Source organism: Alicycliphilus sp. T452 (assembly GCF_054512775.1).
The window spans coordinates 99751-118427 of sequence record NZ_JBTNEH010000004.1 but is presented as its reverse complement, the minus strand read 5'-3'; the positions used below and the strand labels follow the sequence as shown (position 1 = coordinate 118427).

At 68.1% G+C, this 18677-nt stretch carries 21 protein-coding genes; 11 read left to right on the top strand and 10 right to left on the bottom strand.

Annotated elements, in window-relative coordinates; genetic code table 11:
• Window positions 1–7: 7 nt before the first annotated feature.
• A complete protein-coding gene (locus ACX12L_RS04970) occupies window positions 8–889 on the top strand; it encodes a DMT family transporter (protein WP_459261577.1) in 882 nt (293 codons plus the stop codon).
• A gap of 91 nt (window positions 890–980) precedes the next feature.
• On the opposite strand, the gene ACX12L_RS04965 is transcribed toward ACX12L_RS04970, so the two are convergent.
• From ACX12L_RS04965 to def, 8 genes are all read right to left on the bottom strand, one after another.
• The gene (locus tag ACX12L_RS04965; protein ID WP_013521019.1) at window positions 981–1535 is read right to left on the bottom strand and encodes a FlgO family outer membrane protein; all 555 of its coding nucleotides are present in this window, start codon (window positions 1533–1535) and stop codon (window positions 981–983) included.
• Window positions 1532–2218, bottom strand: coding sequence for a hypothetical protein (locus ACX12L_RS04960; RefSeq protein ID WP_459261576.1), 687 nt, complete (start codon window positions 2216–2218; stop codon window positions 1532–1534). The genes ACX12L_RS04965 and ACX12L_RS04960 overlap by 4 nt, the downstream gene beginning before the upstream one ends.
• 155 nt (window positions 2219–2373) lie before the next feature.
• The gene (locus ACX12L_RS04955) at window positions 2374–3567 is read right to left on the bottom strand and encodes a phosphoglycerate kinase (RefSeq protein ID WP_459261575.1); all 1194 of its coding nucleotides are present in this window, start codon (window positions 3565–3567) and stop codon (window positions 2374–2376) included.
• Window positions 3568–3800: 233 nt separating this feature from the next.
• Window positions 3801–4136, bottom strand: a complete 336-nt coding sequence (locus ACX12L_RS04950) for an AzlD domain-containing protein (protein WP_459261574.1) — start codon at window positions 4134–4136, stop codon at window positions 3801–3803.
• Window positions 4133–4882, bottom strand: coding sequence for an AzlC family ABC transporter permease (locus ACX12L_RS04945; RefSeq protein ID WP_459261573.1), 750 nt, complete (start codon window positions 4880–4882; stop codon window positions 4133–4135). The genes ACX12L_RS04950 and ACX12L_RS04945 overlap by 4 nt, the downstream gene beginning before the upstream one ends.
• Window positions 4883–5053: 171 nt before the next feature.
• Window positions 5054–6016, bottom strand: coding sequence for a methionyl-tRNA formyltransferase (gene fmt / locus ACX12L_RS04940; protein ID WP_459261572.1), 963 nt, complete (start codon window positions 6014–6016; stop codon window positions 5054–5056).
• Window positions 6017–6027: 11 nt separating this feature from the next.
• Entirely contained in the window at window positions 6028–6513 is a 486-nt protein-coding gene (locus ACX12L_RS04935) for a hypothetical protein (RefSeq protein WP_459261571.1), read from the bottom strand.
• Window positions 6510–7025 carry a peptide deformylase gene (def, locus tag ACX12L_RS04930; protein WP_459261570.1) on the bottom strand — a complete coding sequence of 172 codons (516 nt, stop codon included), beginning with the start codon at window positions 7023–7025 and terminating at the stop codon, window positions 6510–6512. The genes ACX12L_RS04935 and def overlap by 4 nt, the downstream gene beginning before the upstream one ends.
• 200 nt (window positions 7026–7225) lie before the next feature.
• Here def and ACX12L_RS04925 point away from each other — a divergent pair, with 200 nt between their 5' ends.
• Window positions 7226–8446: a LysM peptidoglycan-binding domain-containing protein gene (locus ACX12L_RS04925; RefSeq protein ID WP_459261569.1), complete on the top strand. Its 1221-nt coding sequence runs from the start codon at window positions 7226–7228 to the stop codon at window positions 8444–8446.
• Between the two features lie 24 nt (window positions 8447–8470).
• Window positions 8471–9610 (top strand): DNA-processing protein DprA, encoded by a 1140-nt coding sequence (gene dprA, locus ACX12L_RS04920; protein WP_459261568.1) that lies wholly within the window; start codon window positions 8471–8473, stop codon window positions 9608–9610.
• Window positions 9611–9716: 106 nt separating this feature from the next.
• On the opposite strand, the gene argC is transcribed toward dprA, so the two are convergent.
• On the bottom strand, window positions 9717–10649 hold the full coding sequence (gene argC, locus ACX12L_RS04915; RefSeq protein ID WP_459261567.1) for an N-acetyl-gamma-glutamyl-phosphate reductase: 933 nt from the start codon (window positions 10647–10649) through the stop codon (window positions 9717–9719).
• A 174-nt stretch (window positions 10650–10823) separates the two neighbouring features.
• Between argC and sucC the strand changes: the two genes are divergently transcribed.
• The 8 genes from sucC to ACX12L_RS04875 all read left to right on the top strand — a co-directional run bounded on the left by sucC (window position 10824) and on the right by ACX12L_RS04875 (window position 18019).
• Complete coding sequence (sucC, locus tag ACX12L_RS04910; protein ID WP_459261566.1) at window positions 10824–11984, top strand: ADP-forming succinate--CoA ligase subunit beta; 1161 nt, start codon at window positions 10824–10826, stop codon at window positions 11982–11984.
• 19 nt (window positions 11985–12003) lie between these two features.
• Complete coding sequence (gene sucD, locus ACX12L_RS04905; RefSeq protein ID WP_459261565.1) at window positions 12004–12897, top strand: succinate--CoA ligase subunit alpha; 894 nt, start codon at window positions 12004–12006, stop codon at window positions 12895–12897.
• A gap of 141 nt (window positions 12898–13038) precedes the next feature.
• Window positions 13039–13722: a TerC family protein gene (locus tag ACX12L_RS04900; RefSeq protein WP_459261564.1), complete on the top strand. Its 684-nt coding sequence runs from the start codon at window positions 13039–13041 to the stop codon at window positions 13720–13722.
• A gap of 229 nt (window positions 13723–13951) precedes the next feature.
• Complete coding sequence (locus ACX12L_RS04895; protein ID WP_459261563.1) at window positions 13952–14758, top strand: Stp1/IreP family PP2C-type Ser/Thr phosphatase; 807 nt, start codon at window positions 13952–13954, stop codon at window positions 14756–14758.
• A gap of 65 nt (window positions 14759–14823) precedes the next feature.
• Complete coding sequence (locus ACX12L_RS04890; protein ID WP_459261562.1) at window positions 14824–15450, top strand: FHA domain-containing protein; 627 nt, start codon at window positions 14824–14826, stop codon at window positions 15448–15450.
• Window positions 15451–15517: 67 nt separating this feature from the next.
• The gene (locus ACX12L_RS04885; protein ID WP_459261561.1) at window positions 15518–16306 is read left to right on the top strand and encodes an MBL fold metallo-hydrolase; all 789 of its coding nucleotides are present in this window, start codon (window positions 15518–15520) and stop codon (window positions 16304–16306) included.
• 300 nt (window positions 16307–16606) lie between these two features.
• Window positions 16607–17143: a pilin gene (locus tag ACX12L_RS04880; RefSeq protein WP_459261560.1), complete on the top strand. Its 537-nt coding sequence runs from the start codon at window positions 16607–16609 to the stop codon at window positions 17141–17143.
• Between the two features lie 81 nt (window positions 17144–17224).
• Window positions 17225–18019 (top strand): pilus assembly protein, encoded by a 795-nt coding sequence (locus ACX12L_RS04875; RefSeq protein ID WP_459261559.1) that lies wholly within the window; start codon window positions 17225–17227, stop codon window positions 18017–18019.
• A gap of 147 nt (window positions 18020–18166) precedes the next feature.
• On the opposite strand, the gene moaC is transcribed toward ACX12L_RS04875, so the two are convergent.
• Window positions 18167–18652, bottom strand: a complete 486-nt coding sequence (moaC, locus tag ACX12L_RS04870; protein ID WP_459261558.1) for a cyclic pyranopterin monophosphate synthase MoaC — start codon at window positions 18650–18652, stop codon at window positions 18167–18169.
• Between the last annotated feature and the right edge of the window lie 25 nt (window positions 18653–18677).

The window sequence follows — 18677 nt, the reverse complement described above, 5'->3', positions numbered from 1 at the left end:
GCGCGCCATGCCTGCCTTCTCTCGCCGCCAGCTCGTCGTCCTCGTCCTCCTGACCCTGGTGTGGGGCTTCAACTGGCCGGTGATGAAGATGGGCGTGGCGCATTTCCCGCCGCTCACCTTCCGCATGGCCTCGCTGTGGCTGGGCCTGCCCATCCTGGCGCTGCTGGTGCGCCAGCAAGGCCTGCCGCTTGCCATACCGCGCGCGCACTGGGGCCGCGTGGCGCTGCTGGCGCTCACCAACATGGTGCTGTGGCACGTGCTCATGATCTTGGCGATCCCGCTGCTGTCGAGCGGGCGCGCGGCCATCCTCGGCTACACCATGCCCATCTTCTCGGCCGTCATCGGGGCGCTGTTCTTCGGCGACCGGCTGGCGCGGCGCGGCTGGGCCGGCGTGGGCGCGGCGCTGCTGGGCGTGGTGCTGCTGCTGTGGCACGAGATGGGCACCCTGGGCAGCCGGCCCATGGGGGTGACGCTGATGCTGGTCTCCGCCGCCAGCTGGGCGCTGGGCACGCAGCTGCTGCGGCGCCTGCCGGTGCCCGTGCCGCTGATCACGCTGTCGTTCTGGATGGTGGCCATCACCTGCGCCTGCCTCACGGTGCTGGCGGCGCTGTTCGAGCACGAGCGCTGGCAGATGCCCGACCGCCAGGCCTGGGCCGCCATTCTCTACAACGGCCTGCTGGTGCTGGGCTTCGCGCAGACGGCGTGGTTCTTCCTGGTGCGCACGCTGCCGCCCGTGGCCTCCACGCTCAGCGTGATGATGATCCCCGTGCTGGGCGTGTTCAGCGGCGCCCTGTGGCTGGGCGAGGTGCTGCGCTGGCAGGACTGGACGGCCGTGGCGCTGATGGCGGTGGCGATTGCCTCGGTGCTGTGGCCGGCGAATAAAAAGTAAGCAGAGTGCCAGACGGCATCCGGCGCCTGCCCGCAGGGTGCCGGCAGCACGCGTTCATGGAACGAAGAAATCGCCGGCGGCTGCAGGCGGTTCAGCGCGCCACCGCCAGCAGGCGCTGCACGTCGCGGTCGTTGGGCAGTGCGTAGTCATGCCCGCGGATGATGCGGCTGTCCTCCGTGCGCACCAGCTTCATGCTCACATAGGTGAAGTTGGCGGCGGGCGAGTAGGTGCCCACGAGCACCATGGAGGCATTGTGATGGCGCGCGATGTCCTTGATCTCGCGCGACAGCAGCAGCTCGCCGGCGCCTTCCTTGACGAAGACGTCGCCACGCAGCTTGATCTCCTTGACGTCGAAGCCGATGGCGGCCATGTTGTTGGCGTATTGCTCGGACAGCGTGCGCCCCAGCGGGGCGGAGCGGCTCAGGTCGTTCACGTTGACCACCGTGGCCACCAGTACCGGGCCGGGGCCTGTGGCCGCCACGTCCAGGCCGGCCACCAGGCGGCCGACCGCCTCGCGGCTGTTCTGCAGCAGGGGGGCGTTGGCCGCTTCCTGGTAGGTGGGCTCCACGCGCAGCTGCGGCGCCTTCTGGGCGCAGCCTGCCGCGAACAGGGCGGACACGAGGGCCAGTGCGAGTGTGCGCTTCATTGCGAGACCACCTTCATGTTGACGGCGCGGTAGTGCGCGGGGCGCAGGAACAGGGGCGTGTCTGCGTTCTCGAGGTAATACACGTCGGTCTTGCGGGCCACGTACTGGCCGGCGCGCGAGACGGTGGTGGTGAGGATCAGCTCGGTATTCGTCGGGCCGCCGGAATTGATGCTGCTCGCATAGTCGGCGGCCGTCGTCAGGCCCAGCGTGGCCAGCAGCTTGGTGTCGAGGTGTTCGTGGCGCAGGCCGTAGGCGGCCATCACGCCGGCGGCGAGCATGGTGAACTGGCCGGGGATGAAGTGCGGGCGGTCGCTGTTGTGGCGCACCACCTGGGTGTTGTAGCTCACCTCCAGCGCGGCGCCGGGGCCCTGCTGCACGGTGGCCCCTTCCTGCACGAACTCGGTGATCAGGAAGTCGCGAAAGCCCAGGTCGAACGCGCTCGGCTGCGCCGGGGCCGCCACATGCAGGGGCGTATTGGGGGCATAGCCGGCCTTTTCCAGCGTGGCGCGGGTTTGCGCCACAACGTCGCGCGACAGCAGTTCCCAGTGGCCGGCCGAGCGCACCTTGTACTGGCTGGTCAGTTCGAAGTTCTTGGACAGCGGTATCGGAGCGCTGCCGCAGCCTGCCAGCATGAATGCGGCGCCTGCCGCCACGGTCCACCCGAGTGCCTTGGTGAAAGACATGGTTCCCTCCTGAATTGGTGATTTGCGCGAAACACGAATACTCATGTCTTACACATTTGGGAACGATTCTGAGCGGTGCGGCGGCCAAAAACAAGGGGGATGCCGGTTTTGGCCGCCCTCGCGGGGCGCGATGTGTTGTTTTGCCCGCAAGCGCTTTAGCCGGCGGCGCGTTTTTGCAGGATCTCGAACGCCGGCAGCGTCTTGCCCTCCAGCACCTCCAGAAAGGCGCCGCCGCCCGTGGAGATGTAGCCGACCCGGTCCTCGATGCCGTACTTGGCGATGGCCGCCAGCGTGTCGCCGCCGCCGGCGATGCTGAAGGCGCTCGATTCGGCGATGGCCTGGGCGATCGCCTGGGTGCCGCCGGCGAACTGGTCGAACTCGAACACACCCACGGGGCCGTTCCAGACGATGGTGCCGGCAGCCTTGAGCTGCGCGGCCAGGCGCGCGGCGGTCTCGGGGCCGATGTCCAGGATCATGTCGTCCTCGGCCACGTCGGCGGCCTTCTTCACGGTGGCGGGCGCGTCGGCGGCGAAGGCCTTGGCGACGACCACGTCGGTGGGGATGGGCACTTCGGCGCCGCGCGCGGCCATGGCGGCGATCACGGCCTTGGCCTCGCCCAGCAGGTCGGGCTCGGCCAGGCTCTTGCCGATCGGCAGGCCCGCGGCCAGCATGAAGGTGTTGGCGATGCCGCCGCCCACGACCAGCCCGTCCACGTTCTTCGAGAGGCTCTGCAGGATGGTGAGCTTGGTACTCACCTTGCTGCCGGCCACGATGGCCACCAGCGGGCGCTTCGGGTTGGCCAGGGCCTTGGTGATGGCGTCGATCTCGGCGGCCAGCAGCGGGCCGGCACAGGCCACCTTGGCGTACTCGGCGATGCCGTAGGTCGTGCCCTCGGCGCGGTGCGCGGTGCCGAAGGCGTCGTTCACGTAGATATCGCACAGGGCGGCCATCTTCCGCGCGAGTTCGGGGCTGTTCTTCTTCTCGCCCTTGTTCACGCGGCAGTTCTCCAGCAGCACGACCTGGCCGGGCTGCACCTGGACGCCATCGACCCAGCCGGCGACGAGCGGCACCTCGCGGCCCAGCAGCTCGGACAGGCGGCGGGCGACGGGCGCCAGGGAGTCCCCAGGCTTGAACTCGCCCTCGGTCGGGCGGCCCAGGTGGCTGGTCACCATGACGGCGGCGCCAGCGTCCAGAGCCATGCGGATGCAGGGCACGGACGCGCGGATGCGCGTGTCCTCGGTGATGCGGCCGGCGTCGTCCTGCGGCACGTTCAGGTCGGCGCGGATGAACACGCGTTGGCCGCGGGCCTTGCCCTGGGCGCAGAGGTCGGAGAAGCGAAGAATGTGCATGTGGCGGGTCTTTGGGGGGATGGAAATCGCGCCGCATTGTAGGCGCCGTGGTAACCGCGCCGTAACCGGCCCAGAGCGTGTTCAATGTCTTTTCATGGTGCCCGTTGCCCCTCAAAAGCAGCGTCTGCGGCGTTGCAAATCCTCGCCGGGCCACCAGCCCGGCTGCGGTTTGCGTCTTGCATCCACTGTTTTTGAGGGGCAACGGGCACCATGAAAAGACATTGAACACGCTCTCACCAGCCCAGCCCCATGTGCAGCGGCAGGTACACGGCCATGCCCACGACGATGGTGCCCAGGATGCCGCGGCGCCAGAAGTAGTAGACGGTGGCGGCGGCCACGGCGGGCAGGCGCGCGTCGGCCAGGGTCTGGATCAGCGCGCCCTGCGCCATGAGCAGCTCGGGCGCTATCACGGCCGCCAGCGCCGCCAGCGGCGCGTACTTCAGGCCCCGGCGCAGCCAGTCGGGCATGGGCAGGTCGCGTTCGGGAATCATGAAGAACGCGCGCGTGACCACGGTGATGGCCACCAGCCCCAGGATGGCGACGGTGGGCTCCAGCCAGGCGCCGTTCATGTGCCGCCTCCCGCGGCGCGGGCGCGCGCCCGCCGCAGCGCGCGCTCGCCCGCCTCCATCGCCAGCCCGGCCGTCACGGCCGCGGCGATGGCCACCAGGATGTTGAGCTTGAGCGGCAGCGCGAACGTGGCCACCGCCGCGGTGCAGGCCACGGCCGTGGCCAGCCAGCTCGCGCGGTCCGCCAGCATGGACAGCAGGATGCCCAGCAGCGCCAGCACCCCGGCAAAGCCCAGGCCCCAGGACAGCGGGATGGCGTTGGCCAGGATGATGCCGGTCACCGACGGGACCTGCCAGGCCAGCCAGTTGGTCGTGGCCGCGCCCCAGAAGTAGGGCAGCTGCGCGGGCTCGGGCCGGGGCTTGGGGAAGCGCTTCATGAAGCCCACGAAGATCACGTCGCCGCTGAAGTAGCCAAGCAGCAGCCGCTGGCGGCGCGGCAGGTGCGCGAAGTAGCTGCGCCACATGCTGCTGAAGATCACGAAGCGCAGGTTCACGCAGGTGGCCGTGAGCCACACCACCCACAGCGGTGCGCCCGCCACCATGAGCGGCAGCACGGCCAGCTGCGCGCTGCCCGCGTACACCGTGAGCGACATGAACAGCGCCAGCGGCGTGGACATTCCGCCCTTGACCATGGCCACGCCCGTGACCAGGCCCCAGGCGCCTATGCCCAGGCCGGTGCCCAGCATGTCGCCGGCGCCCTGGCGGAAGGACGGGTCGCGCAGGCGCGCGCGCCAGGCGTGGGTGTTCATTTCAGTGGTCCATGGCGCTGGGCGCTACCCGCATTGCATGCAACTGGCGCGCACCATGCGAGGGCCGCCGTGCAAGGGCCGCCCCGCCGCACGGGCGGCGTCCCCCTGCCCGCAGCGCGCAGCGATGCGAGAGCGGGGGGAAGGCCCGCAGGGCCTCAGGGGGGTGTTGCTTCATCCCAGCATCATGCCTGGCGCGAGGGCGAAGCCGCGCAGGAAGTCCGCGGCCGGCAGGCGCTTGCCGCCGGCGCGCTGCAGCACGGTCAGGCGCAGCACGCTGCCCGCGCCGCAGGCGACGGCGATGCCGTCATCGTCCACATGCAAAATCTGGCCGCAGGGCTTGTCTGGCAAGCGCTGAGAGCTATCGATTTCGCAGCTCCAGACCTTGACGGCATCCGCGCCCAGCCGGGTGGCGGCGCCGGGGAAGGGGTCGAAGGCGCGCACGCGCCGCGCGATCGCCTCGGCGGGCAGGCGCCAGTCGATCTGGCTCTCGGCCTTCTCTATCTTGTGCGCATAGCTCACGCCCTCGGCCGGCTGGGGCGTGGCACTGAGGCCGCCGCGCCCGGCCAGTTCCAGCGCCTGCACGATCAGGCGGCCGCCGATCTGCGCGAGCCGGTCGTGCAGCGTGGCCGTGGTGTCCTGGGGCGCGATGGCGGTCTTCTCGACGAGCAGCATGCCGCCCGTGTCCAGGCCGGCGTCCATCTGCATGATGGTCACGCCGGTCTCGGCGTCGCCGGCCTCGATGGCGCGGTGGATGGGCGCCGCGCCGCGCCAGCGCGGCAGCAGGCTGGCGTGGATGTTCAGGCAGCCCAGGCGCGGCGCGTCCAGCACCCACTGCGGCAGGATCAGCCCATAGGCCGCGACCACCATCGCGTCCGCCTGGGCGGCCTCGATGGCGGCACGGGCTGCGGCGGCGTCATCGGGGTACTTGCCGTCCAGGCGCAGGCTGCGCGGCTGGGCCACGGCGATGCCGCGTTCCAGCGCGCATTGCTTGACGGGCGAGGCCTGCAGCTTCATGCCGCGGCCGGCGGGGCGGTCGGGCTGGGTCAGCACCAGGGGCACGGCGAAGCCGGCGGCCAGCAGGTGTTCCAGGGCCACGCGCGCGAATTCGGGCGTGCCGGCGAAGATGATTTTCATGCGGGGGCCATTCAGCGGTGGGGGTCCGGGTCTCCCAGGCGTTCGTCCGTGAACATCACGCGCCGCACCACGCCCGCGGGGTCGATGTGCACATGGGCCTGGCGCGGCTCGCCGTTGTCCAGGATGCGGTAGGTCCAGATGTCGCCGTGAAAGCGCGCCACCTTCTCCACCAGGGCGGGCGGGCCGAACATGCGCCGCACGCTGTCCCGCGTGTCCACGCCGTTGCGCAGCGCCTGGAAGTTCTCCAGCGTCAGCACCTGGGTGACGCGCACCAGGCGCCGCTGGGCGTCGAAATCCATGTGGTAGACCTGCTGGCCCGCGGGCTGGCGGCTGTAGAGCAGCCGCTCGCCGCCGCCGGGAAGCGGCTCGGCCTGCGTGGGGCGGCCCATGGCGCGCTCGATCTCGGGCTGCGGCGTGCCGGGCTTCTGCCATTCGGGCACGGCGCAACCCGCCAGGGCCGCGGCCAGCAGCAGGGCGGCCGCGCGCCGGGAGGTCATGCGCGCACCGTCTGCTGCTTCTGCTGCTTGAGCAGCTTGGTCTTGATGCGGTTGCGCTTCAAGGGCGAGAGGTATTCCACGAACACCTTGCCCAGCAGGTGGTCCATCTCGTGCTGTATGCACACGGCCAGCAGGCCCTCGGCCTCGAGGGTGCGCGGCTGGCCGTCGCGGCCCAGCGCGCGCGCATGCACGGCCAGCGAGCGCTCCACGCCGTCGTAGATGCCGGGCACGGACAGGCAGCCCTCGTCGCCCACGCGCGTCTCGGGGCTGGCCCAGACGATCTCGGGGTTGATCAGCACCAGGGGCTGGTCGCGCTCCTCCGAGACGTCGATCACCACGATGCGCTCGTGCACGTCCACCTGCGTGGCCGCCAGGCCTATGCCGTTGGCGTCGTACATGGTGGCGAGCATGTCGTCCACGATGGCGCGCACGCGCTCATCCACCGTGGCGACCGGCTTGGCCACCTTGTGCAGGCGGGGATCGGGGTAACAGAGAATCGGAAGAATTGCCATGGCGCAGGGGTCTATATGTCGCTATTTTCGCCACTTTTGCCGTGGGATGCAGGCGCAGCCGTCAATAATCGTTGCCCATTCAAGGGCTTGGGCACAGAATCTCAAACAGTTTTTTCAGTATCTGGAGTGGTTTCTTTTGTAAGGGCGTGTTCGTGCTCCGGGAACCACTGCACCGTCAGCGAGAGAGGGTCGCTTATCCCATGCATGACAAGAGCAACGATATGACGGCGCCGCGCCGGGTGCGCGCGGCCGCGCTCGCCGCACTGGCCCTGGGCGCCATGCTGGCATCCGCGGCGCAGGCACAGCACTACCCCATCACCCCGGGGCAGCGCGCCACGGCGCAGCAGGTGGCCTCGCGCGGCGTTCCCTTGTCCGAACTGGCGGCCAACGCGCCCGACACCTATGTGGTCAAGCGCGGCGACACGCTCTGGGGCATCTCCGGCATGTATCTGCAGCGCCCCTGGCGCTGGCCCGAGCTGTGGGGCATGAACCTGCAGCAGATCGCCAATCCGCACCTGATCTATCCGGGCCAGGCGCTGTACCTGGAGAAGGCCGACGGCTATGCGCGCCTGCGCACCAGCCCTGCCGGTACGGCCGGGACCGAGACCGTGCGCGTGTCGCCGCGCACGCGCTACGACAGCCTGGCCGCCTCGGCCCTGCCCACGCTGAAGATGCACCTGATCGAGCCTTTCCTCGTCGAGCCCCTGGTGGTGGACGAACTGACGCTGGAGCAGGCGCCGCGCATCGTGGCCACGCGCGACGAGCGCGTGATCATGGCCAGCGGCGACCGCGTCTATGCGCGCGGCCCGCAGGGCAGCCCGCTGGAGCTGGAGCCGGGCGTGCCGCGCCAGTACCGGGTGTTCCGCAATGCCGTGGCGCTCAAGGACCCCGAAACGGGCGAGGTGCTCGGCCACGAGGCGCAATACCTGGGCCGCGCGGAACTGGTGCGCGGCGAGTCCGTCGAGCCCGTGCCGGGCGCCAAGGACGGCGAGGCGGACATCGTGCCCGCCACCCTGGACCTGTCCGGCACCAAGGAGGCCATCCGCGCGGGCGACCGCCTGCTGCCTGCGCCCCAGCGCAGCTATCTGAGCTTTGCCCCGCATGCGCCGCAGGCGCCGGTGCAGGCCAGCGTGGTGTCCATCTACGGCAGCGATGCCGTGGCCAACGCCGGGCAGAACCAGGTGATTTCCATCAACCGCGGCGCGCAGGACGGCATGGAGGCCGGCCTGGTGCTGCAGCTGCGCACCAGGGGCGAGCGCATCAAGGACAAGACCGACGAGGCGCGCACCGTGATCCGCCTGCCCAGCGAGGCCAACGGCCTGGCGATGGTGTTCCTCGCCTTCGATCGCGTGTCCTACGCGCTGGTCCTGCAGGCGGACCGCGGCGTGCGCGTGGGCGACCGCCTGGTCAACCCCGAATAACCGCCCAACGGGCGCGTTCCGGGCATGGACCGCGACGAACTGGCCGCCTGGCTGCGCCTCGGCCTCACGCCCGGCGTGGGCAATGGCGCGGCGCGGCGCCTGCTGGCCGCCTTCGGCCTGCCGCAAGCCGTCTTCGCGCAGGCCGAGGCCGCCTGGCAGTCCTGCGTGACGGCGGCCCAGGCGCGCGCGCTGGCTGCCGTGCCCGAGGGGCTGGATGTGCTGCTGGAGCAGACCTGGCAGTGGCTGCAGGCCGATGACGAGCCCGCGCGCGCCATCGTCACGCTGGGCGACGCCGCCTACCCCCCGGCCCTGCTGGCCACCGAGGACCCGCCGCTGCTGCTGTACCTGCTGGGCGCACCGCGGTTCGTCCGCGTCCGGCCGTTCGCGCCACCGCGCTGCCTGGCCATGGTGGGCAGCCGCAACCCCACGGCCCAGGGCGCCGACCATGCGCGGCAGTTCGCGCGCACGCTGCGCGCCGCGGGGCTGACCATCGTCTCGGGCCTGGCATTGGGGATAGACGCCGCGGCGCACGAGGGTGCGCTGCAGGGCCCGCCAGACCCGGCCGCGCCCGCCACGATAGCCGTCGTCGGCACGGGGCTGGACCGGGTCTATCCGCGCGCCAACCAGGAGCTGGCGCACCGTATCGCGCGCCAGGGCCTGCTGGTCAGCGAATACCCGCTGGGCACGCCGCCCCTGGCCGCCAACTTCCCCAAGCGCAACCGCATCATCTCCGGCCTGTCGCAGGGCACGCTGGTGGTGGAGGCGGCGCTGGCCTCGGGCTCGCTGATCACCGCGCGCCTGGCGGCCGAGCAGGGGCGCGAGGTGTTCGCCATACCCGGCTCCATCCACGCGCCGCAGTCGCGCGGCTGCCATGCGCTGCTGCGCCAGGGCGCCAAGCTCGTGGAGACGGCACAGGACGTGCTGGAGGAACTGCGCCTGCCCGCCGCGGGGCAGGCCCCGGCGAGCGACGCGCCGCCCCCCGCCGCGCCCGCGCACCAGGAGGTGCTCGATGCGCTGGGCTTCGACCCGCTGGGGCTGGACGCGCTCGTGGCGCGCACGGGGCTCCCTGCCGCGACGCTGCAGGTGCGGTTGCTGGAACTGGAACTCGACGGCCAGGTGGCACGGCTGCCCGGCGGCCTGTTCCAGCGCGTGGGCAGCGCCTGATCGACTATGAAAAAATGAGCTGCTGGCGCTTGCCTATAAAGGAATTCAGGCTTTTCATAGCCTGGAATCACCGTGTACCAAGCGCTGGCAGCTATTGTTTTTGAGGCTACAGCCCCAGCATCAGCTTGAGGTTCTGCACCGCGGCGCCGCTGGCGCCCTTGCCCAGGTTGTCCAGGCGCGCCACCAGCACGGCGTGGCGGTAGGCCTCGTTGGCGTACACGCGCAGCTCCAGCTGGTTGGTGTCGTTCAGCGCCTGTGCGTCGAGCTTGCCGTCCTCGGTGGCGGGCAGCACCTTCACCCACTGCTCGGGCGTGTTGCTGCGGGCGTAGTGCGCGGCCAGCGCGTCGTGCAGGTCGGCGGCCTTCGGCCGGCCCGGCAGCAGGTCCAGGTGCAGCGGCAGCTGCACCAGCATGCCCTGGCGGAAGTTGCCCACCGAGGGGATGAAGATGGGCCGGCGCGTGAGCCCCGTGTAGCACATGATCTCGGGCAAGTGCTTGTGCGACAGGCCCAGCGCGTACAGCTCGAACGGCGCCGCCTGGCCGCTTTCATAGGCCTCGATCATGGTGCGCCCGCCGCCCGAGTAGCCGCTCACCGAGGGCAGGGCCAGCGGATGGTCGGCCGGCACCAGGCCGGCATCGACCAGCGGGCGCAGGAGCGCGATGGCGCCCGTGGCATAGCAGCCGGGGTTGGCCACGCGCGTGGCGGCGCGCACGGCCTCCAACTGGCCCGCGGCCAGCTCGGGAAAGCCGAACACCCAGCCCGGCGCCGTGCGGTGGGCGGTGGAGGCGTCGATGATCTTGATCGCGCGGCCGGTCTCGGCGGTGATGGCGTCCACCAGCGCCGCGGTCTCGCGCGCGGCATCGTCGTGCAGGCACAACACCACCAGGTCCACGCCGGCGATCAGGTCGCGCTTGGCGGCGGCGTTCTTGCGCCGCTCGGGCGCGATGCTGACCAGTTCGACCGCAGGCATGGCCTGCAGGCGTTCGCGAATCTGCAGGCCGGTGGTGCCTGCCTCGCCATCAATAAAGACCTTGGGCATCGAAGAGCTCCTGCGGCGGCCGCCCGGGAGGTGCGGCACGGGTGTAAGTTATCACCACAATAATGGTGCATCGCAACATAATACAATCGCCGCCGGCCATTCCCGGGCAAGCGGAAAATATCCGCTCTTCGGTAGAACGGGTACAAACACCATCCTTCCCCTGAGAGAGACCTCATGAAGATTCACGAATACCAAGGCAAGGAAATCTTGCGCAGTTTCGGCGTGCCAGTCCCGCGTGGCATTCCCGCTTTCACGGTGCAAGAAGCCGTGGAAGCCGCACAAAAGCTCGGCGGCCCCGTGTGGGTCGTGAAGGCCCAGATCCACGCCGGCGGCCGTGGCAAGGGCGGCGGCGTGAAGGTCGCCAAGACCATCGACGACGTGAAGGCCCTGGCCGGCCAGATCCTGGGCATGCAGCTGGTCACGCACCAGACCGGCCCCGAGGGCCAGAAGGTGCGCCGCCTGTACATCGAGGACGGCGCCGACATCAAGAAGGAACTCTACGTCTCGCTGGTCACCGACCGCGCCACGCAGAAGGTGGCCCTGATCGCCTCCAGCGAAGGCGGCATGGACATCGAGGAAGTGGCCCATTCCACGCCCGAGAAGATCATCACCGAGATGATCGACCCCCTGACCGGCATCACGCCCGAGCAGTCGCGCAAGGTGGCGGCCGCCATCGGATTGAGCGGCGCATCGGTGGACCAGGCCGTGGACCTGTTCGCCAAGCTCTACAAGTGCTACATGGACACGGACGCGTCGCTGGTCGAGATCAACCCGCTCAACTGCGACTCCAAGGGCAATCTGATCGCCCTGGACGCCAAGTTCAACTTCGACGCCAACGCGCTGTTCCGCCACCCCGACATCGTCGCGCTGCGCGACCTGGACGAGGAAGACCCCGCCGAGATCGAGGCCTCCAAGTTCGACCTGGCCTACATCAGCCTGGACGGCAACATCGGCTGCCTGGTCAACGGCGCGGGCCTGGCCATGGCCACCATGGACACCATCAAGCTGTTCGGCGGCGAGCCCGCCAACTTCCTGGACGTGGGCGGCGGCGCCACCCCCGAGAAGGTCACCGAGGCCTTCAAGATCATGCTCAAGAACCCCAAGGTCAAGGGCATCCTGGTCAACATCTTCGGCGGCATCATGAAGTGCGACACCATCGCCACCGGCGTGATCACCGCCTGCAAGGCCGTGAACCTGCAGGTGCCGCTGGTCGTGCGCATGAAGGGCACGAACGAAGAACTGGGCAAGAAGATGCTGGCCGAATCCGGCCTGCCCATCATCAGCGCCGACACCATGGCCGAAGCGGCCACGAAGATTGTCGAAGCCGTCCGTTAAGCAGGCCCGGAGATAAAACATGTCGATCTACATCAATAAAGACACCCGCGTCATCACCCAGGGCATCACCGGCAAGACCGGTCAGTTCCACACCGAGAAGTGCCAGGAATACGCCAACGGCAAGAACTGCTTCGTGGCGGGCGTGAACCCCAAGAAGGCCGGCGAGAAGATCTTTGACATCCCGATCTACGGCTCCGTCAAGGACGCCGCGCAGCAGACCGGCGCCACCGTCTCCGTGATCTACGTGCCGCCCGCAGGTGCGGCCGCCGCCATCTGGGAAGCCGTCGAGGCCGACCTGGACCTGGCGATCTGCATCACCGAGGGCATCCCGGTGCGCGACATGCTCGAAGTACGCAACAAGATGAAGGCCAAGGAAGCCGCCGGCGGCAAGCGCACGCTGCTGCTGGGCCCCAACTGCCCCGGCCTGATCACGCCCGACGAGATCAAGATCGGCATCATGCCCGGCCACATCCACATGAAGGGCCGCGTGGGCGTGGTGAGCCGCTCCGGCACGCTGACCTATGAGGCCGTGGCGCAGCTGACCGAGCTGGGCATCGGCCAGTCGAGCGCCGTGGGCATCGGCGGCGACCCGATCAACGGCCTCAAGCACATCGACGTGATGAAGGCGTTCAACGACGACCCCGACACCGACGCCGTCATCATGATCGGCGAGATCGGCGGCCCCGACGAGGCCGAGGCCGCGCGCTGGTGCAAGGACAACATGAAGAAGCCCATCGTCGGCTTCATCGCCGGCGTCACCGCCCCTCCGGGCAAGCGCATGGGCCACGCGGGCGCGCTGATCTCCGGCGGCGCCGACACGGCCGACGCCAAGCTCGCCATCATGGAGGAGTGCGGCTTCAGGATCACGCGCAACCCCTCCGAGATGGGCCGCATCCTCAAGGGCCTGCTGTAATCCTGCGCGCGTGGCGCGCCACATACGCGCTATTACGCACGCGCCAGGATTTCCAAAGTCCTACACTGGGACTCCGACCAAAAAGAAAACGCCAGCTTGGCATCAGGCTGGCGTTTTTGATTCATAACAGCGGAGTCAACAATGGAGTTCCTGAACAATGCCGATTTCTGGATCGGCCTGGTGAAGATCGTCTGGATCAACATCATCCTGTCCGGCGACAACGCCGTCGTCATCGCACTGGCGGCGCGCTCGCTGCCCCCCGCGCAACAAAAGAAGGCCATCGTGTTCGGCTCCGGCGCCGCCGTGGTGCTGCGCATCGTGCTCACGGTGGTGGCGGCCAAGCTGCTGGAGCTGTCCTTCCTGCAGATCGTGGGCGGCTGCCTGCTGCTGTGGATCGGCTACCAGCTGCTCACCGGCGAGGAAGAAGAAGAGGGCGACGCCAAGGCCGGCGGCGGCATGATGGCCGCCATCCGCACCATTCTGATCGCCGACCTGGTGATGAGCCTGGACAACGTGATCGCGGTGGCCGCCACCGCACAGGGCAACATGGTGCTGCTGGTCCTGGGCCTGGCCATCAGCATTCCGCTGGTGGTCTTCGGCTCCACGCTGATGATCAAGCTCATGGAGCGCTTCCCCGTCATCGTCACCCTGGGCGCGGCCCTGATCGGCTGGGTGGGCGGCGAGACCATCGTCAACGACAACCTGCTGCACGACTACGCCGTGGGCCACCCCTGGCTGCACTACGTGGCGGCCGCGGCGGGCGCCGTGCTCGTGGTGATGGTGGGCAAGCTGATACAGTCCCGCAGCGCCCCCCAGCAGGCCTGACCCCGGCCCCATCCCTCCTGCTGCTTGCGCGGGGGATGTGAAAAAAACTGCTGCAGCCGGCCCGATTTCTGCACGGGCGGCCCCCAGACTGGCGGCGGCTCGTCTATGATGCGACACCTTGCGTGTAACATATTGCATCAGACGGTGACGTGGTGGCTTTTCGGCAGACGGTCATGAAAAGACAGGCATTGCCCGGCGCCCCCGCACGCAGAGGGTCCTCGGGTGTTCTATGAAGCCTCTGCCAAAGCTGAGTTACGAGTTCTGCGCGCTGACCGACACGGGGCGCGTGCGCTCCAACAACGAAGACGCCGTCGCCGTCCATGAGTCCGCCCAGCTGGTGATGCTGGCCGACGGCATGGGCGGCTACAGCGCCGGCGAGGTGGCCAGCGGCATGGCCATCAACTACATCGGCACCGAGTTCGCGCAGTGGCTCGAAGACGCCCCCGCCGACACCCCGGTGGCCGAGGTGCGGCACGCACTCGAGGCCTGCGTGGACAACGCCAACCACGCCATCCTCGGCGCCTCGCTCACCAACCCGCAATACCTGGGCATGGGCACCACGCTGGTCGTGGGCGTGTTCCGCGGCGACCGGCTCGTCCTGGCCCACATCGGCGACTCGCGCTGCTACCGGCTGCGCGCGGGCGAACTGCGCCAGATCACGCGCGACCATTCCTGGCTGCAGGAGCAGGTGGACATGGGCCTGTTCACGCCGGCGCAGGCCGCCGCATCGGGCCTGCGCAACCTGGTCACGCGCGCGCTCGGCGTGGATGCATCCATGCACGCTGAGATCAACGAATTCACCGTCGAGCCGCAAGACCTGTTCATCCTGTGCTCCGACGGCCTGACCGACATGATGAGCGACGACGACCTGGCCGCCCTCGCACGGCTGCCCATTGCGCTGGCGGACAAGGCAGAGCGCATGGTGGCCATGGCCAACGCCCGGGGCGGGCGCGACAACATCAGCGTGCTGCTGGCCCAGGCCGGCGCGCAGGACACGCGGCGCGGCCTGGTTTCGCGCCTGCTGCGAATGCCTTGATGCATGCCTGGCCGCGATAATTGCCAGCCCCTCCCCAGCCAATTGCACGCAGAAGGAAAACAAGCATGCCCAGAATAGTCGTATCCATCGACGGAGTGGTCATCAAGGACGTTCCGCTGACCCAGGAGCGCACGACGGTGGGCCGCAGGCCATACAACGACGTGGTCATCGACAACCTGGCCGTGAGCGGCGAGCACGCCGTGCTCGTCATGGCCGGCGACGACGTGCAGGTGCACGACCTGGGCAGCACCAACGGCACCTACGTGAACGGCAAGGCCATCAAGCAGCAATCGCTGCGCAATGGCGACACCGTGGAGATGGGCAAGTACAAGATCCGCTTCCTGCACGAGGCGCCGCGGCAGGACTATGAGAAAACCATGCTGATCGGGCCCGGCGGGCCGCAGGCCGCCCCCGTGGCCCCGCCTGCGAACACCCGCGGCACCGTGCGCGTGGTGACCGGTCCCGCCGCCGGCCGTGAGGTCGTGCTGACCAAGGTGGTCACCACCATCGGCAAGCCCGGCGTGGCCGTGGCCTCCATCACCCGGCGGCACCACAGCTTCGTGCTGGCCCACGTGGAAGGGGCCGACCGGCCCCGGCTCAACGGCACTCCCATCGAGGCCGAGCCCGTGGCCCTGAAGAGCGGCGACCGCATCGCCCTGGCCGGCGCCGAGATGGAATTCGTGCTCGGATGACCCGGTCTTCGCTCCATCACCTTCCGGGAAAAGGCGGCGAAGGGTGCCGCCGGAACGCCCGCAGCGCATGAAAATACGCATCCTCGGCTGCAGCGGAACCCTGGCCAAGGGCTGCCGCACCACTTCCTTCCTGCTGGGCGAGCGCATCCTGGTGGATGCCGGCACCGGCGTGGGCGAGCTCACGCTCGAGGAAATGCAGCGCGTGGACCATGTCTTCCTCACCCACTCGCACCTGGACCACATCGCCGCGCTGCCCCTGCTGCTCGACGCCGTGGGCGCGCGCCGCGCCCGGCCCCTGCAGGTGCACGCTCTGCCGGCCACCCTGGACGCGCTGCGCGCCCATGTCTTCAACGGCGTGATCTGGCCCGACTTCACCCGCGTCCCCACGCAGCAGGCGCCCTTCGTGCGGCTGCTGCCCCTGGGCGTGGGCGACGTCTTCGTCGTCGCGGGCACCCCGCTGGAGGTGCTGCCCGCGCGCCACAGCGTACCCGCCGTGGGCTACGCCGCGCGCGGCCAGCGGGGCTGGTGGGTGTACAGCGGCGACACCGAAGGCCAGGAGCCCGCCTTCTGGCGCCGCGTGAATGCCCTGCGCCAGAGCCCCGGCGGCGTGGCCGCCCTGTGCATGGAAACCGCCTTCAGCAACGCCGAGGCCGCCCTGGCGCGCAAAAGCCAGCACCTGTCACCCGCAGCCCTGGCGCGCGAACTGGCGTCACTGCCCCCCGGTGCCGACCTGCCCATCTACATCACCCACGCCAAGCCGCAGGAAAGCAGCCTCATCATGCGCGAGGTGCAGGCCCTGGAACACGGCGCGCTGCGCCTCATCGACCTGCAGACGGTGGATGTACTGAGCGTGTGAAGCAGGGAGGTATGCGCCGATGGGGAGAACGCCGGCCCCTACCCAGCCCGTACCTGCCTGGGCCTGACCCGCACGCCGGCCAGCCTTCCAGGATCCCATCCGGACAATTTTGCGTGACAAATGTGTCATTGCGTTTCTTTTTCAGGGTCGAAGGTAACAAAGTGCTGACGTTTGCAGCCAAAACTGTCGTTTACAAGGCCGCTGGGTTGCCGGAATGGCCTGGCATGAAAGCTGCTGCAACTCCGGTAACCCGCAGGATTCCTCTGCGGGGGTTTGACTACCTACTCCGAGGAGGAATTTATGAAGCGTACCCTGCAAAAAGGTTTCACCCTGATCGAACTGATGATCGTGGTGGCGATCATTGGTATTTTGGCGGCTGTGGCGTTGCCGGCTTATCAAGATTACACGGTGCGCGCTCGCGTTTCTGAAGGTTTGGTACTCGCCAGTGGCCTGAAGACTTTGGTCGCGGACAACGCTTCCAATGGCACGGCGGCAGCGGAAGGTGGCCTGTTCAAGGGCATGCCCACCAATACCGCAGGAACTGCCTTCTGTAGCGCTGCAGGTACTTGCTCGCTCAATGGGGGCGTCGGTGCCAAGAGCGTGAATACCATCGTCGGGACGACCGTTAATGGACTGATCACTGTCACTTACCAAGCCAACGCCACAGGTAACACCATCCAACTGTGGCCTTCGGCGGGCGGTGCCGTTCTGGCCGCAGGAACAATCCCTACATCGACTCTGGTTTGGACCTGCTACACCGCAGGTAAAACAGCAATAAATGGGGCCACCAACGGTGCAACGCTGTTGCAAAAATTCGCTCCGGCCGAATGCCGTTAATGCCTGGCAGGTATCTCAACAAGGCATAAAAAGGGGGCTTGCCCCCTTTTTTCGTTTGGTAGATATCCAATATTTTTGCTGATGTTGACAAATACAGAGCGCACAAGCTCGGCCATCCGTGCGGCGCTTTTCCATTTCCTCGGCTCGCTGTTGATGGCTACCCTGGCTGCGGCGCTGGTGCTGTGGGTGTGGTTTCCAAATCCTTATCACTTGCTTTCGGGTGGGCGCGACCTGTTTCTGATCTTGGTGGGGGTCGATGTGGTGTGTGGCCCCTTGCTCACGCTGGTGCTGTTCAACCCCGCGAAGCCGCGTCGCGAACTGTTCACCGATATGGCATTGGTGGTGCTGGTGCAGCTTTCGGCGCTGCTGTATGGCCTGCATACGGCGTATGCGGCGCGGCCTTTGTTCCTGGTGCATGAGGTGGACCGCTTTCGCGTCATTACGGCAGGCGACTATGGCGATGTGGACGTGGGCGGAGTCATCGCTGCGCTGGATATGCCTCTGCGCCCGCATTGGTTCCAGGGGCCGGTGACGGTGGGTATCCGCGATCCGCGCGATACCGGGGAGCGTAAAACCGTGCTAGTAGAGTCGGTGGTCGGCGGGCGCGATTTTTCCCAGCGCCCCGAGTTCTATGTACCCTATGACGCGGCCTATCAGTCCAAGGCCCTGGCCCGGGCCAAGCCCTTGCAGGCGTTCATCTCCCAATATCCCGCCACGGCGAGCGATGCCGCCGCTTTGCTGGGCAAGCATGGCGCGGTGACGGATGACGCGCTGTTCTTGCCAGTGCTGCACCGGCAGGATTGGGTGGCGGTGCTGGACAAGTCCGCGCGCATCCTGGGTTTTTTGCCGGGGGACGGGTTCGAGGTGCGGGAGTGAAATCCACTCCTTTCAAGGTCGCCGCTGTAAATCCAAGCATTTGATCAGCGGCGATTTCCACATCCTGTGATGAGGCGATGTACCTCGCCGCGTGGCGTCCATACCGGACGGTCGGAAAATTGGGGTTGGATTCCAATTTTCCCGGCATTACGCCATGAAGCTCCCCGACTTCCCCCCATGCTTCTCCAGCACCCGCACCCCCGTCATCACCATGCGCTTGTCCGCGGCCTTGCACATGTCGTAGACGGTGAGCAGCGCCACCTGCACGGCGGCCAGGGCTTCCATCTCCACGCCGGTGGGGCCTACGGTTTCCACGGTCGCGGTGCACTGAACGGCGTTCTCGGCTTCGAGTAGTTCGAATTCCACCGCCACCCGCGTGAGCGCCAGCGGGTGGCACAGGGGAATCAGTTCGCTGGTCTTCTTGGCGGCCATGATGCCGGCGATGCGGGCTACGCCCAGCACGTCGCCCTTCTTGGCCGTGCCTGATTCGACCAGTGCCAGGGTGGCGGGCTGCATCTCGATGCGGCCGGTGGCGATGGCGGTGCGGTGCGTGGCGCTCTTGGCGCCCACGTCCACCATGTGGGCTTGGCCCTGGGCGTCGAAGTGGGTCAGCGGGGAGGTGGGTGTGGTCATGGCGGGTGGGCTTGCAACCGGGTGC